Origin of the sequence: Pseudomonas laurylsulfativorans (genome assembly GCF_002906155.1) — a bacterium.
GTDB classification, from domain to species: domain Bacteria; phylum Pseudomonadota; class Gammaproteobacteria; order Pseudomonadales; family Pseudomonadaceae; genus Aquipseudomonas; species Aquipseudomonas laurylsulfativorans.
The window spans coordinates 22,193-45,259 of sequence record NZ_MUJK01000008.1 but is presented as its reverse complement, the minus strand read 5'-3'; the positions used below and the strand labels follow the sequence as shown (position 1 = coordinate 45,259).

Below are 23,067 nucleotides of genomic sequence, written 5' to 3'. Positions count from 1 at the left end.
ACACAGGTCTCTGGCTGACGACAACCGGTCTGACCGGCAGCGGGTTATTGTGATTTTCTGACCCGCAGGTACCACTCGGACAGCAGTCGTACCTGTTTGTCGGTGTAGCCCCGCTCGACCATCCGTGTGACGAAGTCGTTGTGTTTCTGCTGGTCCTCTTTGCTGGCCTTGGCATTGAAGCTGATGACTGGCAGCAGGTCCTCGGTGTTGGAGAACATTTTCTTCTCGATGACCACCCGCAGTTTTTCGTAGCTGAGCCAGGTCGGATTCTTGCCGTTGTTGTTGGCCCGGGCACGCAGGACGAAGTTGACGATTTCGTTGCGGAAATCCTTCGGATTGCTGATGCCGGCCGGTTTTTCGATTTTCTCCAGTTCTTCGTTCAGGGCTACGCGGTTGAGGATTTCGCCGGTTTCCGGATCGCGGTATTCCTGGTCCTGGATCCAGAAGTCGGCGTACAGCACATAACGATCGAAGATGTTCTGGCCGTACTCGCTATAGGACTCGAGGTAGGCGGTCTGGATCTCCTTGCCGATGAATTCGATGTAGCGCGGTGCCAGGTACTCCTTGAGGAAGCGCAGATAGCGTTCGCGGGTCTCGGCCTGGAACTGTTCCTGTTCGATCTGTTGTTCCAACACGTAGAGCAAGTGCACCGGGTTGGCGGCGATTTCGTGCGGGTCGAAGTTGAACACCTTCGACAGGATCTTGAACGCGAAGCGGGTGGAGAGACCGTTCATGCCTTCGTCGACACCGGCGTTGTCGCGGTATTCCTGGATCGACTTGGCTTTCGGGTCGGTATCCTTGAGGTTCTCGCCGTCGTACACGCGCATCTTCGAGTAGATGTTGGAGTTTTCCGGCTCCTTGAGGCGAGAGAGCACGGTGAACTGGGCCAGCATCTTCAGGGTATCCGGCGCGCAATGCGCCTTGGCCAGCGAACTGTTGAACAGCAGCTTGTCGTAGATTTTCACTTCGTCACTGACCCGCAGGCAATACGGCACTTTGACGATGTAGATCCGGTCGATGAAGGCTTCGTTGTTCTTGTTGTTGCGGAAGGTGTGCCACTCCGATTCGTTGGAGTGCGCCAGCAGGATCCCTGTGAACGGAATCGCGCCGAGACCTTCGGTACTGTTGTAGTTACCTTCCTGGGTGGCGGTCAGCAGTGGGTGCAGCACCTTGATCGGTGCCTTGAACATCTCCACGAATTCCATCAGACCCTGGTTGGCCCGGCACAGGGCGCCCGAGTAGCTGTAGGCGTCGGCGTCGTTCTGCGGGAACTCCTCCAGTTTGCGGATATCGACCTTGCCCACCAGCGCCGAGATGTCCTGGTTGTTTTCGTCACCGGGTTCGGTCTTGGCGACGGCAATCTGGTTGAGGATCGACGGGTAGAGTTTCACCACACGGAACTGACTGATGTCGCCACCGAATTCGGCCAGGCGTTTGGTTGCCCATGGCGACATGATGGTGTTGAGGTAGCGCCGTGGAATGCCAAAGTCTTCCTCGAGGATCGCTCCATCTTCAGTGGAGTTGAACAGACCCAGGGGGGACTCGAACACCGGCGAGCCCTTGATGGCATAGAAGGGCACTTTTTCTATCAGTTGTTTCAGTTTTTCGGCCAGGGACGATTTACCGCCACCGACAGGGCCGAGCAGGTAAAGGATCTGTTTCTTCTCTTCCAGGCCTTGAGCGGCGTGGCGGAAATACGACACGATCTGGTCGATGCATTCTTCCATCCCGTGGAAGTCTTCAAAGGCCGGATAGCGGCGAATGACCTTGTTGGAGAAAATGCGCGACAGTCTCGAGTTGGTCGAGGTGTCGAGCAGTTCCGGTTCACCGATGGCCAGCAGCAGACGCTCGGCGGCGGAAACGTAGGCGCTGCGGTCCTTTTTGCACAGCTCAAGATACTCTTGCAGTGAGAGTTCTTCCTGGCGTGTGGACTCGAAACGTTGTTGGAAGTGGCTAAAGATACTCATGACGTCACCTCGCTCGATACGTGGAGCCGACGCCGGATCACTCAGTCGATGCTGGCAGCAACCGTACAGGCGATTGCTGTTTACCCCCCAGAACTCTCCCGGAGCTGACGACTCCGAAAGCTACTCCCGATGACCCGTGCGCCGGTGTACCGGCTCTCCCCTGTTTTGGATGGCCTGGGCTTAAGGATAGTTGGGAATTCGGGAGGTAAAGGCGAGATACGTAATTAGTTGTGGCAGACCGTTCGTCTGCCACCGCGCTAGCCCGCGGGAGCCGGGGCCTGCAACGTTACAAAAAAATTATTCGGAAGTGCCTTGTGCTGTTTCCGCAGGGTAGGTCGTACGCCACAACTCGAATCCGCCATCCATGCTGTAGACGTCGGAGAAGCCCTGGCTGATTAGGTAGGCGGCGGCACCCTGGCTGGAATTGCCGTGATAGCAGACCACTACGGTCGGCGCATCGAGATCGGCGCCCTGGATGAAAGCGTGCAGGGAATGATTGTCCAGATGCTTCGAGCCTGCGATGTGCAGGGCGGCAAAAGTGGCCGGGTCGCGGACGTCGACCACCACTGCGCCTTGTTCGCGCAGGGCCTGGGCCTGTTCCGGGGGGATACGTTTGAATTCGCTCATGGCGGGCTCCTGTGGCTCGGCTGAATGGGCAGTCTAGCGCGGAGCGCTGGCTGGCGATGTTTGGGAAATGGATGAGGCGACTGGCGGCACGGCATGACCGTGTTCGTCGCATTTGCAGGACAAGCGCTCAAAGCTGTCAACGTTCATCAGGGTCAGGGCGCCGCCCCAGACGCAGCCGGTGTCGAGGGCCGAGATGCCCGCCTCATGGACGTTACCTTCCAGCGCAGCCCAGTGACCGAAGATGATTTTCACATCCTTGGTCTTGCGTTCCTTGTGCTGGAACCAGGGCTTGTAGCCAGGTGGTGCGGTATCGAGACCTTCCTTGCTCTTGAGATCGAGTTTGCCTTCGGCGGTGCAAAAGCGCATGCGCGTGAAATAGTTGGTGATCACCCGCAGGCGAGTCACGCCTTTGAGGTCGTTGTCCCATTTCGCCGGGTCGTTGCCGTACATGCCATCGAGGTAGGGCGGCAACAGGTTGTCGTCACGCAAGGCGGTCTCGACTTCGGCGGCACATTTCAAGGCTTTGCGCAGCGACCACTGCGGTGGAATGCCGGCATGGACCAGTGCAACGTTGCGCTGTTCGTCGTAGTGCATGAGCTTTTGCTGGCGCAGCCATTCGAGCAGTTCGGCGCTATCGGGCGCTTCAATGATCTCGCGCAGGGTGTCGGCCTTCTTCAGGCGTTCGATGTTGCGTCCGGCCGCCAGCAGGTGCAGGTCGTGGTTGCCGAGCACGCACACCAGCGATTCGCGGATGCTATAGAGGAAGCGCAGGGTCTCCAGCGACTGCGGGCCGCGGTTGACCAGGTCGCCCACCAGCCACAGGCGATCCCGTTGAGGGTCGAACGCCACTTGTTTGAGCAGGCATTGCAGGGCCTGAAGGCAGCCTTGCAGGTCGCCGACAGCATACGTTGCCATCAGTGCAGGGCTCCGGGCACCGCCAGGCGGAAGGGCGCAATGATGGCATCGAAGTGTTTGCCGTCGTCGGAAAGCATCTGATAAGTACCTTGCATGGTGCCGACCTTGGTGGTCATGACCGTGCCGCTGCTGTAGGTATGGCTCTTGCCTGGGTCGATCAATGGTTGCTGGCCGACTACGCCTGCGCCGCGCACTTCTTCGACATGCCCGTCACCGTCGGTGATGACCCAGTGCCGTGAAAGCAGTTTGGCGGGCATTTCACCATTGTTTTGCACGGTGATGGTGTAGGCGAAGGCAAAGCGATCGTGCTCGGGTTGCGATTGTTCTGCCAGATAGCGAGTGACGACGCTGACGTCGACCTGATAGCGAGGATCGGACATGCAAAGGGGCCTTAAAAACGAAGCGGGAAGCGGGGCGTAGCTGATGGAGTTCAGTCTAGGCCAAGTATCGGGTAGTAGACCAGAGTGGCGTCCTACCCGATAGCGCTCATCGCCTGTCAGTCTGCGGCAGGCTTTTGTGGTGCTTGCTCGCTGAGCTTGTCGGCCAGGCGCACGAAGGCGGCCAGGTCGAGCTGCTCGGGACGCAGGCTGCCATCGACGCCGGCGGCTTCGATTTCGGCGTTGCTCAGCAGCAGCTTGAGGGTGTTGCGCAGGGTTTTGCGGCGCTGGTTGAACGCCTCGCGCACAACGCGCTCCAGCAAGCGGTGATCCTTGGCCGGATGCGGCAGTACCGCGTGGGGCACCAGGCGCACGATGGCCGAGTCGACTTTCGGTGGCGGGTTGAACGCACCTGGGCCAACGTTGAACAGGTGTTCGACCCGGCAGTGGTACTGAACCATGATCGACAGGCGGCCCCAGTCACCACCACCCGGGCCCGCAGCCAGGCGCTCGACCACTTCCTTTTGCAGCATGAAGTGCATGTCGCGAATCAGGTGCGAGTTGTGCAGGAGGTGAAAAATCAGCGGCGTGGAGATGTTGTACGGCAGGTTGCCGACCACCCGCAGGCTGCCTGGCGCGGCATTCAGGCTGTTGAAGTCGAACTTCAGTGCATCGCCCTGATGCAGGTTGAAGTTGCTCTTGCCGGCAAACTGCTGGTTGAGGATCGGGATCAGGTCCTTGTCCAGCTCCACCACGTCGAGTTGCGCGCCGCTGCTGAGCAGGCCTTGGGTCAGTGCGCCCTGGCCCGGGCCGATTTCCAGCAGGCGGTCTTCTGCCTTGGCATGGATGGAACGCAGGATGCGGTCGATAACGCCGGCGTCGTGCAGAAAGTTTTGGCCAAAGCGTTTGCGCGCCTTGTGTTGGTATTGCTCGGTCATAAACGGGTCTCGGCCATCTGGTAGGCGGTTTCCAGGGCGACTTGCAGGCTGCCGGTGTCGATCTTGCCGCTGCCGGCCAGGTCCAGGGCAGTGCCGTGGTCGACCGAGGTGCGGATGATCGGCAAGCCGAGGGTCACGTTGACTGCCGCGCCGAAGCCTTTGTACTTCAGCACCGGCAGGCCCTGGTCGTGGTACATCGCCAGCACCGCATCGCAGTGCTCCAGATATTTGGGGGTAAACAGAGTGTCGGCGGGCAGGGGGCCGCGTAGGTCCATGCCCTCGCCGCGCAAGCGCTCTAATGTGGGTTCGATGATATCGATTTCTTCATGGCCCAGGTGTCCGCCTTCGCCGGCATGCGGATTGAGCCCGCAGACCAGGATGCGTGGCCGGGCGATGCCGAATTTGTTTTGCAGGTCGGCGTGCAGGATTCGCGTGACGCGCTCCAGGCGCTCTGGCGTGATTGCATCGGCAATCTCGCGAAGCGGCAGGTGAGTGGTCACCAGGGCCACGCGCAAACCGCGTGTGGCCAGCATCATCACCACTTGCGCGGTGTGGGTCAGGTCGGCGAGGAATTCGGTGTGCCCGGAAAAGGCGATACCGGATTCGTTGATCACGCCCTTGTGCACCGGCGCGGTGATCATGCCGGCAAAATCCCCGTTCAGGCAGCCCTGGCCGGCGCGGGTCAGGGTTTCCAGGACGAAGGCAGCGTTGGCCTTGTCCAGTTGCCCGGCAACGACCTTGGCATTGAGCGGTGTATCCCAGACGTACAGGCTGTTGGCGGGCGCGGGTGCATCCGGCCAGTTGTCCGGTGTGACCGGCAGCAAGTCGACAGCCACGCCCAGTTGCGCGGCCCGCTCGATGAGCAGGTCGCGGCTGGTAATGGCAATCAGGGGGTAGGGCTGGGCTTGCGAGGCGAGCAGCAGGCACAGGTCGGGACCTATGCCGGCTGGTTCACCGGGTGTCAGCGCGAAACGTTGGGGTTTCACTGTGCTGCCTGGTCGGCGCCAGGGAGTTTGATTTCCACGTACGCTTCGTCACGGATCTGACGCAGCCAGGTTTGCAGCTCTTCGTCGTATTTGCGGTTACGCAAAACGGTCATTGCCTGCTGCTCGCGAGCCTGTGAGGTGCTGTCGGTGGCGCGACGGCCAAGGACTTCCAGGACGTGCCAGCCGTATTGAGTCTGGAACGGCTTGGACAGCTGACCTTGCGGGGTCTTGGCCATCACTTCGCGGAACTCGGGCACCAGCGCGTTCGGGTCGATCCAGTTCAGGTCGCCGCCGTTGAGGGCGGAACCCGGGTCTTCCGAGTAGCTTTTCGCCAGCTCACCGAAGTCTTCGCCAGACTGGATACGGCTGTAGAGCGATTCGGCCAGAGCCTTGGTTTTCGCTTCGTCGCGGATCGGGCTCGGCTTGACCAGGATGTGACGCACATGCACTTCATCGCGCATCTGGGTCTCGCCGCCACGCTTGTCGAGGATCTTCAGGATGATGAAGCCGCCCGGGGTACGCATTGGCTGGGTGACATCACCCACCGGCATGGTGCTCAGCAGGCGATCGAACGGCGGAGGCAGTTGAGCGGCTTTACGCCAGCCCATGTCGCCACCTTCCAGTGCGGTTTCGCTGGCGGACTTGGCGATTGCCAACTGACCGAAGTCAGCGCCTTGCTTGAGCTGCTGGTAAATCGCATCGGCCTGTTTGGCGGCACTCTGAATGGCGTCGGAGTTGGCGCTTTCCGGCGTAGGAATCAGGATGTTGGCCAGGTGGAATTCTTCGGACAGCTGCATTTTGCCCAGATCCGATGCCAGGAAGTTCTTCACTTCCTGCTCGGAGACCTGGATGCGTTCGGCGACCCGACGCTGGCGCACACGGCTGATGACCATTTCGCGGCGAATCTGCTCACGTGCGTCGTCGTAGGACAGACCGTCGCGAGTCAGGGCGGCGCGGAACTGCTCAACCGACATGTTGTTGCGCTGGGCAATGGTGCCGACAGCCTGGTTCAACTCTTCATCGGTAATGCGGATGCCGGAGCGCTCGCCGATCTGCAGTTGCAGGTTTTCGACGATCAGGCGTTCAAGTACCTGCTGCTCCAGCACGCTGGACGGCGGCACGGCAGAACCCCGCTTGGCAATGGTTTGCTGAACTTCACGGACACGTTGGTCCAGTTGGCTCTGCATGACCACGTCGTTGTCGACGATGGCCACCACTTTATCGATGGACTGTACGGCGGCACTGGCCGCCGTAGTCAGAAACAACGCGCCCAGCATCAGCGGGCGCAGACAATCAGAAAGCTTGGTCTTCACGTTCACGATAACCTTGAATGCCTTTGTCGAGGAAGCTCTCTGCCTTGGCGCCAGTGAGGCCGCCGAGTCCCTTCAGAACAATTTGGAGGAAGACGCCATGGTCGCCTTTTTCGTTTTGCGGTGCTTCCTGGCTGAACTCGTCGTAATCAACGAAGTAACGGTTGATCAGGCGCAGTTTCCAGCAGCAGCTGTCGTACTCGAAACCACCGAAGGCTTCCAGGGTACGGTTGCGGTTGTAGTCATACTGCCAGCGGCTGATAGCGCTCCATTGCGGCACGATCGGCCAGATCACCGAGAAGTCGTGCTGTTCGATCTTATAGTAGTCCTTCACGTAGCCCGGCTGGCCAGGAGTGCCGTAGTCACCGCCGCCAACGCTCCATTGACCGGTGTTCTGGTCATAACGGATCTGGTCATTGCGATAGCGATAGCCGACGTTGACCACCTTGTTCGGGTTGTCTTCAGGCTGGTAGTGGAACATCGCGCTGCCCGAGCGAGGGCTGCGGCTGTCCGGGTCCCAGTTGTAGTCGGCCGTGGTACGCCAGTCGCGGTTCCAGCGATACTCGTATTCCAGGGCGTAAGGCGACACGCTGGCTTGCGTATCCTTGCGGGTTTTTGCATCGATACCCGGCAACTGAACTTCGCGGTCCTTGAAGTACAAGGCCTGGCCGACGCTGATGCGCTGGCGCTCAAAACCGTTGTCTTCGATCCAACGGCTGGTCACGCCTAGGGACAGTTTGTTCTCGTCGCCGACACGGTCGGAGCCGGAGAAGCGGTTGTCACGGAATAGCGACGCGTAGTTGAAGGTGTATTCGCTGGTGTCGAATACCGGGATGTCTTCCTGGTCGACCTCAGGCACGTACAGGTAGAACAGGCGCGGCTCGAGGGTCTGGCGGTAGTTTTTGCCGAAATACTGGGTATTGCGATCAAAGTACAGGCCGCTATCGATGCTGGCGATTGGTACGCCACGGTTCTGGTTGCTGTCGAACTGACCATTGAGGTTTTCAGTCCCGTTTGCAGCTGCGGCTTGATTCTGAGCCGCGATTTGACTTTTGCCGGTACCGTCCAGATCCAGTTGGTACTGGGTGTACTGGTACTTGAGCTTCGGTGTCAGGAAGCCGTACGTCGAGTTCATCGGCAGGCTGATGGCTGGCGCGAGATTCAGGCGGTCGCCGTTGGCGCGAGCCAGACCTTGAACGTTGTTATCAAGACGGGGACTGCCGACACCGTCTTCGTCAAAGTATGTCCCGCTCCGCAGATTCCGATCAAACCGTACAAGTTCGGTGCTGTACGAGAAGTCCAGCCCTTCCGGATGGTAAGGCAGCATGCCGTCGAGGGTGAGCTGTGGCAGGCGGTCGTACGGCGTAATGTTCGATACGCTCGCCAGTTCATAGGCTTGGGCATTCGCGCGAGCGGTATAGCCTTCGCCACGATAGGTCACGGAACCCTGCTGGTTCACGTAGTCGTTGCTTTTCACGCCAATCTGGTCGGTCTGCAGATCCTGGAAGTAATACGGATCGCTGATCTTGGTGTAGTCGACTTGCGTGAGCACGCGCGAGTCGAGACCACCCTTGTGCTGCCAGTTGTACATGTAGCGGGTTTTTTCGGCGTCGGACTGCTTGTCGCGCTCGTCGCTTTCGTCGTTCAGGTACGCCGCACCGAACTGGCCTTCGCTGGACTTGGTCAGGTAGCGGAATTCGCCTTCCATCAACAAGCCGTGCTTTTCCATGTAGCGCGGGTACAACGTGGCATCGTAGTTCGGCGCCAGGTTGAAGTAGTACGGGGTGACCAGCATGAAGCCGGTATCGCTGCCGGTGCCGATGGTCGGCGGCAGGAAGCCGGACTGGCGACGGTCATCGATCGGGAAATAGATGTACGGCGTGTAGAGGATCGGAATGTCCTTGACCCGCAGCGTCACGTTGGTCGCCGTACCGAAACCGGTGGCCGGGTTCAGGGTGATGTTGTTGCCCTTGAGCTGCCAAGCGTTGCTGTTCGGTTCGCACGTGGTGTACGTACCATCCTTGAGGCGGATGATGGCGTTCTCGGCACGCTTGGCGTACAGGGCATTACCGCGGATGCGCGATTTGTGCATCACGTATTCGGCGTTGTCGACCTTGGCTTCACCGGTGTCGAGCTGCACATCGGCGTGGTCGCCGACGATCAGGGCGCCGTTGTCGCGAATGCGCACGTTGCCGTTCAGTTCGCCACGGCTTTCGGCCTGGTACAGGTTGGCTTCGTCGGCTTCGACCTGCATGCTGCCCTGGCGCATGACAACGTCGCCGGCCAGGGTTGCGACTTGCTCATCCTGCTTATAGCGGGAGGCTTTTGCGCCGATAAAGGTAGGCGCGTCACTTTTATTCGTCTTGTCATTCATGCCAGGACGAATCGGTTCGATATAGGAACCAGAGCAATAAGGACCGGTTTCGGCCAATTGTGCGGCGGTGAGCTGCTCGCGGGGAACCCAGTCGAGGTGACTGTAGTCTTCGCTACGTGACTTCAGGCCACGGCCTTTGGATTCGGTGACCAGCACCGGCTTGGCGCCAGTGTCTTCACTGGAGCCGTTCTCGGTCGGGGCTTCGCCGGTGGCGGAAACTGCGCTGCCGTCATGGACGGGACGCGGTGGCAATGCCGCCGCCGGCGCCTTTGGCGCGCAGTCCCAGGAACCCGAAGCAGAGACTGAGCAGTCAAACTGTTCCGCGGCGACCACGTAGGAAGTGGCAAGGGGTTGCAGCGCCAGCAAACTGCCGGTAACCAACAACGGAAATTTTTTACGAAACGCGGGGGATTTCAATGCCATCTTATTAGTCCGGGCTTCCTGCGTGCCATCTGCCCGCGGTGTGGGCCGCACGCCTCTCGATGGTCTGAAAAAGATGCTGGATAATAAAGCATGACCCGCTTGACGGCTAGCGCCGTCGGAGACCCTTGCAATGCCTGATCAAGATGTACGCTTGCAACACCTGAAAGTTTGGCTCGATGAACAATTGGCGACCCTTTTTGCCGAGCAGGGCTGGGGCGCCGTCCCCCCGGCCACATTGACTGCGGCCAGTAGCGACGCGAGTTTTCGGCGGTATTTCCGTTGGGAAGGCGGTGGCAAAAGTTTCATCGTGATGGACGCGCCGCCGCCCCAGGAAAACTGCAAACCCTTCGTGGATATCGCCTTTCTACTGGCGAAATCCGGAATAAATGTGCCGAAAATTTATGCCGAAGACCTGGAACGCGGTTTTCTTTTGCTCAATGACTTGGGCAACAAGACCTATCTGGACGTCATCGATAGCGAAAACGCCGATGGTTTGTTCAAGGATGCCCTGCAAGCGTTGCTGGCTTTCCAGCAGTTGCCGATGGTTGCGCCGCTGCCGAGCTATGACGTGGCGTTGCTGCGTCGCGAGCTGGAACTGTTCCCCGAGTGGTACGTGAAGCGCGAATTGGGCATCGAATTCGACGCGGCGCAGCAAGTACTCTGGCAGCAAGTCAGCGATCTGTTGATCGACAGCGCCCTGGCACAACCAAAAGTCCTGGTGCATCGCGACTACATGCCGCGCAACCTGATGCTCAGCGAGCCCAATCCCGGTGTGCTGGATTTCCAGGATGCCGTATATGGCCCGGTGACCTATGACGTGACCTGTCTGTTCAAGGACGCCTTCCTCAGCTGGCCCGAGGAGCGCGTGCACGGCTGGCTCGAAAGCTACTGGCAACAAGCGGGCGCCCTCGGCATTCCGGTTCAACCGCAGTTCGAGGATTTCCTGCGTGCCAGCGACTTGATGGGCGTGCAGCGTCATCTGAAAGTCATCGGTATTTTCGCGCGCATCTGCCATCGCGACGGCAAACCGCGTTATCTGGGCGATGTGCCGCGTTTCTTTGCGTATATAGATGCGGTAATCGCTCGCCGCCCTGAACTGGCCGAACTGGATGTGCTGCTGGCCAGTCTGCGTGCCGGAGTGAAAGCATGAAGGCAATGATTCTGGCCGCGGGCAAAGGCGAGCGCATGCGCCCGCTGACCCTGACCACGCCAAAACCACTGGTTCGCGCCGGTGGCGTGCCGCTGATCGAGTATCACCTGCGGGCATTGGCCGCCGCCGGGTTCACCGACATCGTGATCAATCACGCCTGGCTGGGCCAACAGATCGAAGACTATCTGGGCGATGGCTCGCGCTATGGCGTGAGTATTCAGTACTCGGCGGAAGGTGAGCCCCTGGAAACCGGCGGCGGGATTTTCCGTGCGTTGCCGTTGTTGGGGGATGAAGCATTTGTCGTGGTCAATGGCGACATCTGGACCGATTACGACTTCAGCGTGCTGCATCAGCCCATCAACGGACTGGCGCATCTGGTACTGGCCAGCAACCCGCCCCACCATCCGACCGGGGACTTCAGCCTGGTCGAAAACCAGGTGCGTGACGGTCAGCCGGATGCGGCCACTCTGACCTACAGCGGTATAGCCGTGTTGCATCCGCAGCTGTTCGACGGTTGCACCGCGGGGGCCTTCAAGCTCGCGCCGCTGTTGCGCAAGGCCATGGCTGACGGTCAAGTGACCGGCGAGCAATTGAGAGGGCACTGGGTGGATGTCGGTACTCACGAACGTTTGGCCGAAGTTGAAACATTAATAGAAGCGAGCCGCTGACATGCTGTGGCCAGGGACTCTGATCGGAGCCGGAGCGGGTTTTGCCATAGCCAGCATTCCGGGGGCCATACTCGGCGCGTTGTTGGGGCAGGCGCTGGACCGGCGCTTGCACCTGCAGAGCTGGGGACACTTGCGGGAAAAGCTGGGCGGTCGCCCGGTGCTGCGTAACGATGAATTGCTGTTTGTCTTGTTGGGGCGCCTGGCCAAGTGCGACGGCCAGGTGATGGCCGGGCACATCGATCAGGCCCGGGCGGAAATGCGCGCGCTGGACATGTCCGGGCCGGCCCAGCGTCGTGCCATTGCCGCGTTCAATCGCGGCAAGTCCGGCCGCGACCGGCTGCGCGGCTATCTGCGTCGCCTGAGTGCCCAGCCCCATGCGGCAGAAGGCGTGCTGCGCGCCTGCTGGCGGATGGTGTGGGCTGATGGTCGTGCCGGCAGCAGTGAGCGCGAGCTGATCAGTCAGTGGGGCCTGTGGCTGGGCTGGACGCCCCATCAGGTAAAGGCGCTGGCCCACGACTATGAGCCGCAGAAGCGGCCGGTGGGCAACAGTGTGCCGAGTTATCAGGACGCCTTGAGGCTTCTGGGGGTATCGGCCACCACTGAACCGGCGCAGATCAAACGTGCTTACCGGCGCCTTCTCAGTCGCCATCATCCAGACAAGATTGCCGGTAGCGGGGCGACGGCTTTGCAGGTTCGTGAGGCGACCGAGCGAACGCGTGAGCTGCATAGCGCCTATACGCTGATTCGGGAGCGGCGGGATTTTCGCTAGTCCGGAAAACTTGCGTCGCTGGTGATACCGCTATCGCGAGCAAGCGCGCTCCCAGAGGTTTTGTGTCGTGCGCAATTTTGTGATCGACATAAAACCAGTGGGAGCGTGGCTTGCCCGCGATGAAGGCGCCTCGATCTATCAGTCCGCCGGGTTCTGCGGATTCAACCAACCCCGCACCCGACGGAACAGTTGCTCTTGTTCGGCCTTGGTATCCGGTAACGCCTTGAGCGCGACCTGGTTGAATGTCGATGACTTCAAGCGCTTGCTGGCCTGCAGGCGCTCCAGTGCGGCGTTGCGGTCCAGCGCCTTGTCCTTGTAGAAAATATCCGCGGTTGGCAGTTTCAGGGTTGGCGTTAGCTCCGCCAGCTCGGGCTCCGCTGCCACCGGTGTCCGGGCGGCGACCATCACCAGCTTTTCGACTTGCGACGGCTGTTTCTCGCTCAGGTAGCGCGCGGCCCAATAAGCCCCGGTACCATGCCCCAACACCACAATGTTCCGGGCGCTTTGCTGTTCGGCGAACGCGATTGCAGCGTCGATCCGGGCAAAAATGCGCTCGGCATCTGCCTTGGACTGTTCTTCGGTGGTCTCGGCGATGACCTTGTCGGCCACATCGGCCTCGCCACCGGCCACCTGTTCAATGGGGGCCGCGGTGGTCGAGTCTTTACTGCCGGCTTCGGGGGGCCTGGGAGCCGGCGCTGCTTCCACGATTCGTGGCGCAATGGCATCGCTTTGCAGGTCCGGCAAGGTGATACTCAGGCTGCTCCATTCGGCGTCCGGCAATTTGCGTCGCAAAGGACCGATTGCTTGCGGCCAGTCAACGGTTTCGCCGGCGCCCGGGATGATAATCACCGCGCCTTTGGGTTCGGCGGCATTGGCCGGTTTCCACAAGGCCAGAAACGTGTCGGCGCCCGCTTGCAGTCGTTGCTGTTCCTGAGCTGGAATTTTTCGCTCAAGTGCAGTCGCTTCTTCCTGACTACGCTCAGGCAGCGGCTGACGTTCGAGTGGTTTTTCTTCAGTGGTTTTTTCCGTGGCGGCAGGCGCCGGGTCGGCCGCCTCAACGGAAAAAGCGCAAGGCAGGATCAACGACAGGCACAATGCTGGCAGTGCCAGGCGGTAGACAGGGAGCATCGGATATTCCAGGCCAGAAGTGGTTCCGGCAGCCTAATGGGTTGGTCAGTATTTGTCAGGGTGTGAGAGTTCAATGATGCGTTTTCGCTGCCTGTGGGTTATCGGCTGTTTGTGGTTTCCCTTGATGGGTTGGGCGGCGGCCGTGCCCCCGGCGCACGTTGCCCAGTTGACCCCGAATCAACAGCACTGGCTGGCGCAGCAGAGCGAGTTGCGCGTCGGCCTGGTGTTGCAGGCGCCCTATGCGCAATACGATCGCCGTTTGCAGCGCCTGTCCGGGGTGAATGTCGACTTGATGAAGTGGCTGGCAAAGACTCTTAATGTCGAACTGAGCTGGCGCAATTTTCCCGACCTTGAACAATTGGAAGCTGCAGCCCGCGAAGGCGAAATCGACATCGCCCCCGGGCTGACCCAAACCCCTGGCGGGTTGCGCCTCTGGCAATTTACCGACCCCTACATGCGTGTACCGCAACTGGTCGTCAGCGACCAGAAAAGCGCCGGGGCGGTCGAACTGGAAAAGCTCGACAGCCAGACCCGCGTCGCCGTGCGCATGCCCAGTGCCATCGCCGATTACTTGCACAGCAACTATCCGCACCTGAATCTGCAAGGCGTCCCGATGGAGCGCCAGGCATTGCAATTGTTGGCTGGCCAGCAGGCGGCTTATGCGGTGGTCGATGAGGCGCAATTGGGGCGCTTGTCCGTCGAACCGGAGTTTGCCGGGTTAGTGGTGGTGGGGGATGTCGGCCTGCCGCAGCTGTTGCGGGTGGCCACGCGACGTGACAAACCGGAACTGGCGGGCATCGTCGAAAGTGCTTTGCGGGCGATCCCGGCCAAGGATCTGGAGCAACTGCACAATCAATGGCTGCAACCCAAATATCCGCGGCTCACCGAATCCCCGGGGTTCTGGCAAAACCTTTGCCTGTTGCTGGTCGTGCTGGCGTTGAGTTGCATGGCCATTGTGTTTTGGCAGCGTCGCCAGCAGCACAGCCTGGAACAACGCTTGATGGCCGCGCAGGAAGACATTGCCTTGCGTGCCGCCAGCGAAGAGGCGTTGCGGCTCACCCAGTTTTCCATCGATCAAAGCACCGTCGGCATCCTCTGGGTCAACTGGGACAGTCACGTGCGCTATGCCAACCGTGCGGCGGAAGGCATGCTCGGCTACCCGCCCGGCGGGATCATCGATCGGCCCTTGATCGATTTCGAACCCGGTCTGCACATGGACCGCTGGCTCAATTTGTGGAAGCGCGCCAGGGCCAGTGAAGACGGCCCGCAAAGCTTCGAAACCAACTGTGTGCGCGCCGATGGCAGCATCCTGCCGGCCGATGTCTCGTTGAGTTTTCTGCGCTTTCGCGATGGCGAATACCTGGTGGTTTACCTCAATGACGTCACCGAGCGACGCCGTGCCCTGGCGGCATTGCAGGAAAGCGAAGCGCGGCTGCAAGGTATCGCCGCCAACGTTCCAGGGCTGGTTTTCCGGTTAGAGCGAGCACCGGTGACTGGCCAGATCGACTTTGCCTACATCAGTGAAGGCAGCGAAAGCCTGGTGGGTTACTCACCGGCCACGCTGGCGCATCGTGATAAAGGCCTGCGCAGCCTCGTGCATCCGGATGACAAGGCCAGCTATCACCAGACCCAGGATCATGCGCTGGATACCGACAGCGACTGGTCGTGGCAGGGGCGAATCCTCACGCGACAGGGCGAGCAGCGCTGGGCGGAAATCAAGGCCATCACCCGTCAGCTGGAAGACGGCGCCTATGTCTGGGACGGCATCGTCTGGGACATCAGCGAGAGCAAACGCATCGAACTTGAGCTGGCCAGCTCCCGGGAACAACTGCGTGAGTTGTCCGCGCACCTGGAAAGCGTGCGCGAAGAAGAAAAAGCGCGCATCGCACGGGAGGTTCACGATGAACTGGGCCAGATGCTGACCGTGCTCAAGCTGGAAACCTCCATGTGCGAACTGGCTTACGCACAACTTGATCCCGGCCTTAATGAGCGCCTGGGCAGCATGAAGCGCCTGATCGCTCAACTGTTCCAATTGGTTCGCGACGTGGCGACCGCATTGCGCCCGCCGATTCTCGATGCCGGTATTGCCTCCGCCATCGAATGGCAGGCCCGGCGTTTCGAGGCGCGTACGCAGATTCCGTGCCTGGTGCAGGTGCCGGACAATCTGCCGGTGCTCAGCGACGCCAAGGCCATCGGCCTGTTCCGGATCCTTCAGGAAGCGCTGACCAATGTCATGCGCCATGCCCAGGCGCATACTGTCGAACTGACACTGACGCTGGAAGGCGACGAGTTGTGCCTGACTGTCGCGGATGATGGCGTAGGATTTGTCGCTGCGCCTGGCAGGCCAACGTCCTTTGGGATCGTCGGAATGCGTGAGCGGGTGTTGATCCTGGGTGGTGAGTTGTTGCTGGAGAGTGAGCCGGGTGAGGGTACGAGCCTGAGTGTGCGAGTGCCATTGGATGGGGCCTGATTGTTTAATGTTGTCTTGGCTGACGCCTTCGCGAGCAGGCTCGCTCCCACATTGGAGTTGAGGTGTTCACAAGTCTTCTGTGGGAGCGAGCCTGCTCGCGAATGATCTTGAATCTGGAGAAGAACGTGATCCGTGTACTGGTAGCCGAAGACCACACCATTGTCCGCGAAGGCATCAAGCAACTGATTGGCCTGGCCAAGGACTTGCTGGTGGTGGGGGAGGCGAGCAATGGCGAGCAGCTGCTCGACACCTTGCGTCATGTGCCCTGCGAAGTGGTGTTGCTGGATATCTCCATGCCGGGCGTCAATGGCCTGGAAGCCATTCCGCGGATTCGCGCCCTGAACAATCCGCCGGCGATCCTGGTGTTGTCGATGCACGACGAAGCGCAGATGGCTGCCCGGGCACTCAAGGTCGGGGCGGCGGGTTATGCGACCAAGGACAGCGACCCGGCGCTGTTGCTGACGGCCATTCGCAAGGTGGCGTCAGGCGGGCGTTACATCGACCCGGACTTGGCCGACCGCATGGTTTTCGAGGTCGGCTTGACCGACTCCCGTCCACTGCATTCGTTGCTCTCCGAGCGCGAATTTTCCGTGTTCGAACGTCTGGCCCAGGGCGCCAACGTCAACGACATCGCCCAGCAACTGGCGCTGAGCAGCAAGACCATCAGCACCCACAAGGCGCGGCTGATGCAAAAGCTCAACATCACCTCGCTGGCGGAGCTGGTGAAGTACGCGATGGAGCACAAGCTCCTCTGATACCGCTGATCCCCTGTAGGAGCCGGCTTGCTGGCGATGGTGTTCTTGAGGTCGCTATCGCCAGCAAGCCGGCTCCTACAGGGATAACGCGACGCCATATCCATTTACGACATGCCGAACAACCGCTTTTGCCATTACTTGCGGCTTATAGCTGAGCGCTGCCCCTGCATTTGCCAAAACGCGCCATCCTTGTAGGGCAATCCCTACCCCCAACCTTCCATCCGGCTGAGGCGAATCTCTCTTGCGCCCCGATTTGCGTGGCCCCCAGCGTCCACTAGGCTTAATCCCACAGCAGTCATCAACAACAAAGGTGTGGGTATGAGCCAGGTCGATTCAAGCGCAGGGGCCAATGATGTTCTGGTCAGCTTTCGTGGAGTGCAGAAGAGCTACGACGGCGAGAACCTGATCGTCAAAGACCTCAACCTGGACATTCGCAAAGGCGAATTCCTCACGTTGCTCGGGCCGTCCGGTTCCGGCAAGACCACCAGCCTGATGATGCTCGCCGGCTTTGAAACGCCGACCGCGGGCGAAATCCTGTTGGCCGGGCGCGCCATCAACAACGTGCCGCCGCACAAGCGCGACATCGGCATGGTGTTCCAGAACTACGCATTGTTCCCGCACATGACGGTGGCCGAGAACCTGGCGTTCCCGCTGACCGTGCGCGGCATGAACAAGAGCGACGTCAGTGCCCGGGTCAAGCGCGTGCTGAGCATGGTCCAGCTCGATGCCTTCGCCCAGCGCTACCCGGCGCAGCTCTCCGGTGGTCAGCAACAGCGCGTGGCATTGGCCCGGGCGCTGGTGTTCGAGCCGCAACTGGTGCTGATGGACGAACCCCTCGGCGCACTCGACAAACAACTGCGTGAACACATGCAGATGGAGATCAAGCACCTGCACCAGCGCCTGGGTGTGACCGTGGTCTATGTGACCCACGATCAGGGCGAAGCCTTGACCATGTCCGATCGTGTGGCGGTGTTCCATCAGGGCGAAATCCAGCAGATCGCGCCGCCGCGCACTCTCTACGAAGAGCCGAAAAACACCTTCGTCGCCAACTTCATCGGCGAGAACAACCGCCTCAATGGCCGCTTGGTCAGCCAGAACGGCGAGCGCTGCGTGGTCGAGCTTGGTCGCGGGGAAAAAGTCGAGGCGCTGGCGGTCAACATCGGCCAGACCGGCGAGCCGGTGACCCTGTCCATTCGTCCGGAGCGAGTGAGCCTCAATGGCTCCAGCGACCAATGCGTCAACCGCTTCTCCGGGCGGGTCGAGGAATTCATCTATCTGGGCGACCACGTCCGGGTTCGCATGGAAGTCTGCGGCAAGACCGACTTCTTCGTGAAACAACCGATTGCCGAGCTTGATCCTTCGCTTGCCGTCGGTGACGTGGTACCGCTTGGCTGGCAGGTCGAGCACGTTCGTGCACTCGATCCGCTTCTAGAGGCGAACTGATCGCCCCGGCAATACCAACACCAACCCTGCACGTGGAGAGAACAATAAATGTTGAGATCCCTGAAATTCACCGCTTTGGCACTGGGCATGATGGGCGCGGCACACGCAATGGCGGCCGGCCCGGACCTGACCGTGGTGTCCTTTGGCGGGGCGAACAAGGCGGCTCAGGTCAAAGCCTTCTACGCACCGTGGGAAGCGGCAGGCAACGGCAAGATCGTGGCCGGCGAGTACAACGGCGAAATGGCCAAGGTCAAGGCCATGGTCGACACCAAGAGTGTGTCCTGGGATCTGGTAGAGGTTGAATCGCCAGAGCTGTCCCGTGGTTGCGACGAAGACATGTTCGAGCAGCTGGACCCCGCGTTGTTCGGCAAGACCGAAGATTACGTCAAGGGCGCCATCCAGCCTTGCGGCGTGGGCTTCTTCGTGTGGTCGACCGTGCTGGCCTACAACGCCGACAAACTGGCTTCCGCACCGACCAGTTGGGTCGATTTCTGGGACACCAAGAAATTCCCGGGCAAGCGTGGCCTGCGTAAAGGCGCCAAGTACACTCTGGAATTCGCACTGATGGCCGACGGCGTTGCGCCGAAAGACGTCTACAAAGTGCTGGCCGGCAAAGACGGTCAGGACCGCGCGTTCAAGAAGCTCGATGAGCTCAAGCCGAACATCCAGTGGTGGGAAGCCGGCGCACAACCGCCGCAGTACCTCGCTTCCGGTGACGTGGTCATGAGTTCGGCCTACAACGGTCGTATCGCTGCCGTGCAGAAAGAAAGCAACCTGAAAGTCGTGTGGAACGGCGGCATCTACGACTTCGACGCATGGGCCATTCCAAAAGGTCTGGATGCCAAGCGTGCTGAAGCGGCGAAGAAGTTCATCGCTTACTCGGTACAGCCACAGCAGCAGAAAACCTACTCGGAAAACATCGCCTACGGCCCGGCCAACACCCAAGCCGTACCGTTGCTGGCCAAGGAAGTCCTGAAAGACATGCCGACCACCCCGGAAAACATCGCCAACCAGGTGCAGATCGACGTCAGCTTCTGGGCTGACAACGGCGAGCAGCTGGAACAGCGCTTCAACGCCTGGGCTGCCAAGTAAGACCGCACCGCGGGCTTACGCTGTAGGAGCGAGCTTGCTCGCGAAAGCGGTGGGTCAATCAACATAGATGCTGAATGTGATGGCCTCATCGCGAGCAAGCTCGCTCCCACAGGTTGCGGTGTTTCAACACAACAGGGGCGGTTCGCCGCCTCTGTAACGATCAAAGATTCCCGGAGTACGTCATGGCTATCGCCGTTCCCCTGAACGAGGGCACCAGCCCCACCTTGAAGCAGCGGCTCAAGCACGCCGAGCGGGTCAACCGCTGGAAGGCTCAGGCGTTGATCGCGCCGCTGGTGCTGTTTCTGTTGCTGGTGTTCCTGGTGCCGATCGTGGCGCTGCTCTATAAAAGCGTTGGCAACCCGGAAGTGGTTGGCGGCATGCCGCGCACCGTGACGGCCATCGCCAGTTGGGACGGCCGTGGCCTGCCCGCTGAACCGGTTTACAAAGCAGCGGCCGAAGACCTCGCCGAGGCTCGCAAGAATCAGACCCTGGGCGATTTGTCCAAACGCCTGAACATGGAACTGGCCGGCTACCGCAGCCTGCTGACCAAAACGGCCCGTGCCTTGCCGCTGGCTACTGAGCCGACCTCTTATAAAGAAGCGCTGGAAGGTCTCGATGAGCGCTGGGGCGATCCGGCCTACTGGCAAGCGGTGCGCCGCAACACCAGTAGCATCACCCCGTATTACCTGCTGGCGGCCGTCGATCATCGCATCGACGACCTCGGCGAAATCGCCCCGGCCACCCCGGATCAGGCGATCTACCTCGACATCTTCGCTCGCACCTTCTGGATGGGCCTGATCATCACCGTGATCTGCCTGGTGCTGGCGTATCCCCTGGCTTACCTGCTGGCCAACCTGCCATCGCGGCAGAGCAACCTGCTGATGATTCTGGTGCTGTTGCCGTTCTGGACCTCGATCCTGGTGCGGGTCGCGGCGTGGATCGTGTTGCTGCAATCGGGTGGCTTGATCAATAGCGGCCTGATGGCCATGGGCATCATCGATAAGCCGATCGAGCTGGTGTTCAACCGCGTCGGTGTCTACATCTCCATGGTGCACATCCTGCTGCCGTTCATGATCCTGCCGATCTACAGCGTGATGAAAGGCATCTCGCCAACCTACATGCGCGCCGCGATTTCCCTCGGCTGCCATCCGTTCGCCAGCTTCTGGCGGGTGTACTTCCCGCAGACCTATGCCGGTGTCGGCGCCGGTTGCCTGTTGGTGTTCATTCTCGCCATCGGCTACTACATCACCCCGGCCTTGCTGGGTAGCCCGAACGATCAGATGGTCAGCTACTTCGTCGCCTTCTACACCAACACCAGCATCAACTGGGGCATGGCGACCGCACTCGGTGGGCTGCTGTTGCTCGCGACGGTCGTGCTTTATCTGATTTACAGCTGGCTGGTGGGCGCGAGCCGCCTGCGCCTGAGCTAAGGGGAGAACGAAATGCTGAGTCCTTATATGTCGCCCATCGAACGGGTGTGGTTCTACAGCTTGCGGATTCTCTGCGGCTTGATTTTGTTGTTCCTGATCCTGCCGGTATTGGTGATCATTCCGCTGTCGTTCAACTCCGGCAGCTTCCTGGTGTACCCGCTGCAGGGCTTCTCGCTGCAGTGGTATCACGATTTCTTCGCCTCGGCGGAATGGATGCGCGCCCTGAAGAACAGCATCATCGTCGCCCCGGCGGCCACGGTGCTGGCGATGGTGTTCGGTACGTTGGCGGCCATTGGCCTGACTCGCGGCGACTTCCCCGGCAAGGCATTGGTGATGGCGCTGGTGATTTCGCCGATGGTGGTGCCGGTGGTGATCATCGGTGTGGCCAGTTACCTGTTCTTCGCACCGCTGGGGTTGGGTAACAGCTTCTTCTCGTTGATCGTGGTGCATGCGGTGCTGGGTGTGCCGTTCGTGATCATTACCGTGTCGGCGACCTTGCAGGGGTTCAACCACAATCTGGTGCGGGCCGCTGCGAGTCTGGGCGCTTCGCCGCTGACTACGTTCCGCCGGGTGACTTTGCCACTGATCGCCCCGGGCGTGATCTCGGGGGCGCTGTTTGCCTTCGCGACCTCGTTCGATGAGGTGGTGGTGACGCTGTTCCTCGCAGGTCCCGAGCAGGCGACCCTGCCACGGCAAATGTTCAGCGGCATCCGCGAAAACCTCAGCCCGACCATCGCCGCCGCCGCGACGCTGCTGATTGCCTTCTCGGTGATTCTGTTGCTGACCCTGGAATGGCTGCGCGGGCGTAGCGAGAAACTGCGTACTGCTCAGGTCTGATCCGATCCCCTGTAGGAGCGAGCCTGCTCGCGATGAACGTAAACGATAACGCGGGAAACCTGAAACCCCGCGGCGTTCTCTGGTTCTTCGCGAGCAAGCTCGCTCCTACAGGTGTTTTTGCTGGTTTTCGGCAGCGCCGGTCATTCATGGCCTGAATGGCAGACAACCCGCAATCCCCAGCTACTATTGTGCCCAGCTCCCCTACCTATAAGAGGCTGCGCACATGAGTCTTTCCTCTTTCAAAATCGCTCACAAACTGATCACCGGCGCAGGTGCCATCGAGCAACTGTCTGCCGAACTGACGCGTCTGGACATCGATAACCCACTGATCGTCACCGACGCCGCCCTGGTCAAGTCCGGCACGGTGGAGCTGGCGCTGGTGCAGTTGGGCGAACGCAGTTACGAGATTTTCGACCGGGTACTGCCGGACCCGGAAATCGCCATCGTTGAAGACTGCATGCGGGTCTACCGAGAAGGCGGGCACGATGGCTTGATTGGTCTGGGCGGCGGCAGTGCCATCGACATCGCCAAAAGCGTGGCGGCCTACGCCGGGTACCACGGCGCGCTGGAGGATCTGTTCGGTATCGATCAGGTGCCGCGCAAAGGCCCGCCGCTGATTGCCATTCCGACCACGGCCGGCACCGGCTCGGAAGTGACCAATGTCGCCATCCTTTCCGACAAGGTCGCACAACTGAAGAAGGGCATTGTCAGCGACTACCTGTTGCCGGACGTGGCGCTGGTCAGTCCGCAAATGACCCTGACCTGCCCGCGCAGCGTCACGGCGGCCAGCGGTGTCGATGCGCTGGTGCATGCCATCGAGTCCTATCTGTCGGTCAACGCCTCGCCGATTACCGATTCACTGGCCATCGGCGCCATCAAGCTGATCGCCAAGGCGCTGCCCAAGGCCTACGCCAACCCGTCGAACCTGCAAGCCCGGGAAGACATGGCCACCGCCAGCCTGATGGCCGGCATGGCGTTCGGCAATGCCGGGGTCGGCGCGGTGCATGCGCTGGCGTATCCGCTGGGTGGGCGTTTCAACATTGCCCACGGTGTCAGCAATGCCTTGCTACTGCCCTATGTCATGACCTGGAACAAGATGGCCTGCATTGAACGCATGCAGGATATTGCCGAAGCGATGGGGGTGAAGACCGCTCATCTGAGTGCCAATGAGGCGGCCGACAAGGCCGTGCAGGCCATGACCGCGTTGTGTGCGGCCGTGGAAATCCCTCAGGGCCTGCGCAGTTTTGGGGTTCCCGAAGATGCCATCCCCGCCATGGCAGTGGAAGCCGCGGGCATTGAACGCTTGATGCGCAACAATCCACGCAAATTGAGCGCGATTGATATCGAGAAGATCTACCGCGCTGCCTACTGATCATCGCGCTCACGGTGCGCGCGTCAAAGCATGAGG

General features: G+C 60.4%; 19 protein-coding genes. 10 read left to right on the top strand and 9 right to left on the bottom strand.

Translation table 11 applies throughout. The annotated features are described in order from the left end of the window. Window positions 1–44: 44 nt before the first annotated feature. The 8 genes from B0D71_RS22165 to B0D71_RS22130 form a co-directional block, all read right to left on the bottom strand. Window positions 45–1,967 (bottom strand): PrkA family serine protein kinase, encoded by a 1,923-nt coding sequence (locus B0D71_RS22165; protein WP_053162938.1) that lies wholly within the window; start codon window positions 1,965–1,967, stop codon window positions 45–47. A 297-nt stretch (window positions 1,968–2,264) separates the two neighbouring features. Beyond that, the gene (glpE, locus tag B0D71_RS22160) at window positions 2,265–2,594 is read right to left on the bottom strand and encodes a thiosulfate sulfurtransferase GlpE (RefSeq protein WP_007982657.1); all 330 of its coding nucleotides are present in this window, start codon (window positions 2,592–2,594) and stop codon (window positions 2,265–2,267) included. 33 nt (window positions 2,595–2,627) lie between these two features. Next, a complete protein-coding gene (locus tag B0D71_RS22155) occupies window positions 2,628–3,509 on the bottom strand; it encodes a symmetrical bis(5'-nucleosyl)-tetraphosphatase (RefSeq protein WP_103396626.1) in 882 nt (293 codons plus the stop codon). Beyond that, window positions 3,509–3,889 (bottom strand): Co2+/Mg2+ efflux protein ApaG, encoded by a 381-nt coding sequence (gene apaG, locus B0D71_RS22150; RefSeq protein WP_007980214.1) that lies wholly within the window; start codon window positions 3,887–3,889, stop codon window positions 3,509–3,511. The genes B0D71_RS22155 and apaG overlap by 1 nt, the downstream gene beginning before the upstream one ends. A 116-nt stretch (window positions 3,890–4,005) precedes the next feature. Further along, window positions 4,006–4,824, bottom strand: a complete 819-nt coding sequence (rsmA, locus tag B0D71_RS22145) for a 16S rRNA (adenine(1518)-N(6)/adenine(1519)-N(6))-dimethyltransferase RsmA (RefSeq protein ID WP_103396625.1) — start codon at window positions 4,822–4,824, stop codon at window positions 4,006–4,008. Next, complete coding sequence (gene pdxA, locus B0D71_RS22140; protein ID WP_103396624.1) at window positions 4,821–5,810, bottom strand: 4-hydroxythreonine-4-phosphate dehydrogenase PdxA; 990 nt, start codon at window positions 5,808–5,810, stop codon at window positions 4,821–4,823. The genes rsmA and pdxA overlap by 4 nt, the downstream gene beginning before the upstream one ends. Continuing rightward, window positions 5,807–7,123, bottom strand: a complete 1,317-nt coding sequence (gene surA, locus B0D71_RS22135; protein ID WP_165798745.1) for a peptidylprolyl isomerase SurA — start codon at window positions 7,121–7,123, stop codon at window positions 5,807–5,809. The genes pdxA and surA overlap by 4 nt, the downstream gene beginning before the upstream one ends. Beyond that, a complete protein-coding gene (locus tag B0D71_RS22130) occupies window positions 7,104–9,917 on the bottom strand; it encodes an LPS-assembly protein LptD (protein ID WP_103396623.1) in 2,814 nt (937 codons plus the stop codon). The genes surA and B0D71_RS22130 overlap by 20 nt, the downstream gene beginning before the upstream one ends. 130 nt (window positions 9,918–10,047) lie before the next feature. On the opposite strand from B0D71_RS22130, the gene B0D71_RS22125 reads away from it, so the two are divergent. From B0D71_RS22125 to B0D71_RS22115, 3 genes are read left to right on the top strand one after another with little or no spacing between them, the layout of a single operon-like run. Continuing rightward, entirely contained in the window at window positions 10,048–11,067 is a 1,020-nt protein-coding gene (locus B0D71_RS22125; RefSeq protein WP_103396622.1) for an aminoglycoside phosphotransferase family protein, read from the top strand. Continuing rightward, a complete protein-coding gene (gene murU, locus B0D71_RS22120; protein ID WP_103396621.1) occupies window positions 11,064–11,735 on the top strand; it encodes an N-acetylmuramate alpha-1-phosphate uridylyltransferase MurU in 672 nt (223 codons plus the stop codon). The genes B0D71_RS22125 and murU overlap by 4 nt, the downstream gene beginning before the upstream one ends. Window position 11,736: 1 nt before the next feature. Further along, window positions 11,737–12,504: a TerB family tellurite resistance protein gene (locus B0D71_RS22115; RefSeq protein ID WP_103396620.1), complete on the top strand. Its 768-nt coding sequence runs from the start codon at window positions 11,737–11,739 to the stop codon at window positions 12,502–12,504. Between the two features lie 138 nt (window positions 12,505–12,642). On the opposite strand, the gene B0D71_RS22110 is transcribed toward B0D71_RS22115, so the two are convergent. Beyond that, complete coding sequence (locus B0D71_RS22110) at window positions 12,643–13,632, bottom strand: alpha/beta hydrolase family protein (protein ID WP_103396619.1); 990 nt, start codon at window positions 13,630–13,632, stop codon at window positions 12,643–12,645. Window positions 13,633–13,705: 73 nt separating this feature from the next. Here B0D71_RS22110 and B0D71_RS22105 point away from each other — a divergent pair, with 73 nt between their 5' ends. The 7 genes from B0D71_RS22105 to B0D71_RS22075 all read left to right on the top strand — a co-directional run bounded on the left by B0D71_RS22105 (window position 13,706) and on the right by B0D71_RS22075 (window position 23,031). Next, window positions 13,706–16,102, top strand: a complete 2,397-nt coding sequence (locus B0D71_RS22105) for a PAS domain-containing sensor histidine kinase (RefSeq protein WP_103396618.1) — start codon at window positions 13,706–13,708, stop codon at window positions 16,100–16,102. A 101-nt stretch (window positions 16,103–16,203) separates the two neighbouring features. Beyond that, window positions 16,204–16,857, top strand: a complete 654-nt coding sequence (locus B0D71_RS22100; RefSeq protein ID WP_205886023.1) for a response regulator — start codon at window positions 16,204–16,206, stop codon at window positions 16,855–16,857. Between the two features lie 318 nt (window positions 16,858–17,175). Then, a complete protein-coding gene (locus B0D71_RS22095; RefSeq protein ID WP_103396617.1) occupies window positions 17,176–18,300 on the top strand; it encodes an ABC transporter ATP-binding protein in 1,125 nt (374 codons plus the stop codon). A gap of 48 nt (window positions 18,301–18,348) precedes the next feature. Continuing rightward, entirely contained in the window at window positions 18,349–19,392 is a 1,044-nt protein-coding gene (locus B0D71_RS22090; protein WP_103396616.1) for an ABC transporter substrate-binding protein, read from the top strand. A 182-nt stretch (window positions 19,393–19,574) separates the two neighbouring features. Then, window positions 19,575–20,822: an ABC transporter permease gene (locus B0D71_RS22085; RefSeq protein ID WP_103396615.1), complete on the top strand. Its 1,248-nt coding sequence runs from the start codon at window positions 19,575–19,577 to the stop codon at window positions 20,820–20,822. Between the two features lie 12 nt (window positions 20,823–20,834). Further along, the gene (locus B0D71_RS22080) at window positions 20,835–21,659 is read left to right on the top strand and encodes an ABC transporter permease (RefSeq protein ID WP_007980200.1); all 825 of its coding nucleotides are present in this window, start codon (window positions 20,835–20,837) and stop codon (window positions 21,657–21,659) included. 223 nt (window positions 21,660–21,882) lie between these two features. Then, a complete protein-coding gene (locus tag B0D71_RS22075) occupies window positions 21,883–23,031 on the top strand; it encodes an iron-containing alcohol dehydrogenase (protein WP_103396614.1) in 1,149 nt (382 codons plus the stop codon). Window positions 23,032–23,067: the final 36 nt, after the last annotated feature.

Coding starts and splice junctions, on each gene's coding strand:
- B0D71_RS22165 (WP_053162938.1), bottom strand. CDS start 1,967: ATGAGTATCTTTAGCCACTTCCAACAACGTTTCGAGTCCACACGCCAG.
- glpE (WP_007982657.1), bottom strand. CDS start 2,594: ATGAGCGAATTCAAACGTATCCCCCCGGAACAGGCCCAGGCCCTGCGC.
- B0D71_RS22155 (WP_103396626.1), bottom strand. CDS start 3,509: ATGGCAACGTATGCTGTCGGCGACCTGCAAGGCTGCCTTCAGGCCCTG.
- apaG (WP_007980214.1), bottom strand. CDS start 3,889: ATGTCCGATCCTCGCTATCAGGTCGACGTCAGCGTCGTCACTCGCTAT.
- rsmA (WP_103396625.1), bottom strand. CDS start 4,824: ATGACCGAGCAATACCAACACAAGGCGCGCAAACGCTTTGGCCAAAAC.
- B0D71_RS22130 (WP_103396623.1), bottom strand. CDS start 9,917: ATGGCATTGAAATCCCCCGCGTTTCGTAAAAAATTTCCGTTGTTGGTT.
- B0D71_RS22125 (WP_103396622.1), top strand. CDS start 10,048: ATGCCTGATCAAGATGTACGCTTGCAACACCTGAAAGTTTGGCTCGAT.
- murU (WP_103396621.1), top strand. CDS start 11,064: ATGAAGGCAATGATTCTGGCCGCGGGCAAAGGCGAGCGCATGCGCCCG.
- B0D71_RS22115 (WP_103396620.1), top strand. CDS start 11,737: ATGCTGTGGCCAGGGACTCTGATCGGAGCCGGAGCGGGTTTTGCCATA.
- B0D71_RS22110 (WP_103396619.1), bottom strand. CDS start 13,632: ATGCTCCCTGTCTACCGCCTGGCACTGCCAGCATTGTGCCTGTCGTTG.
- B0D71_RS22105 (WP_103396618.1), top strand. CDS start 13,706: ATGATGCGTTTTCGCTGCCTGTGGGTTATCGGCTGTTTGTGGTTTCCC.
- B0D71_RS22100 (WP_205886023.1), top strand. CDS start 16,204: ATGATCTTGAATCTGGAGAAGAACGTGATCCGTGTACTGGTAGCCGAA.
- B0D71_RS22095 (WP_103396617.1), top strand. CDS start 17,176: ATGAGCCAGGTCGATTCAAGCGCAGGGGCCAATGATGTTCTGGTCAGC.
- B0D71_RS22090 (WP_103396616.1), top strand. CDS start 18,349: ATGTTGAGATCCCTGAAATTCACCGCTTTGGCACTGGGCATGATGGGC.
- B0D71_RS22085 (WP_103396615.1), top strand. CDS start 19,575: ATGGCTATCGCCGTTCCCCTGAACGAGGGCACCAGCCCCACCTTGAAG.
- B0D71_RS22080 (WP_007980200.1), top strand. CDS start 20,835: ATGCTGAGTCCTTATATGTCGCCCATCGAACGGGTGTGGTTCTACAGC.
- B0D71_RS22075 (WP_103396614.1), top strand. CDS start 21,883: ATGAGTCTTTCCTCTTTCAAAATCGCTCACAAACTGATCACCGGCGCA.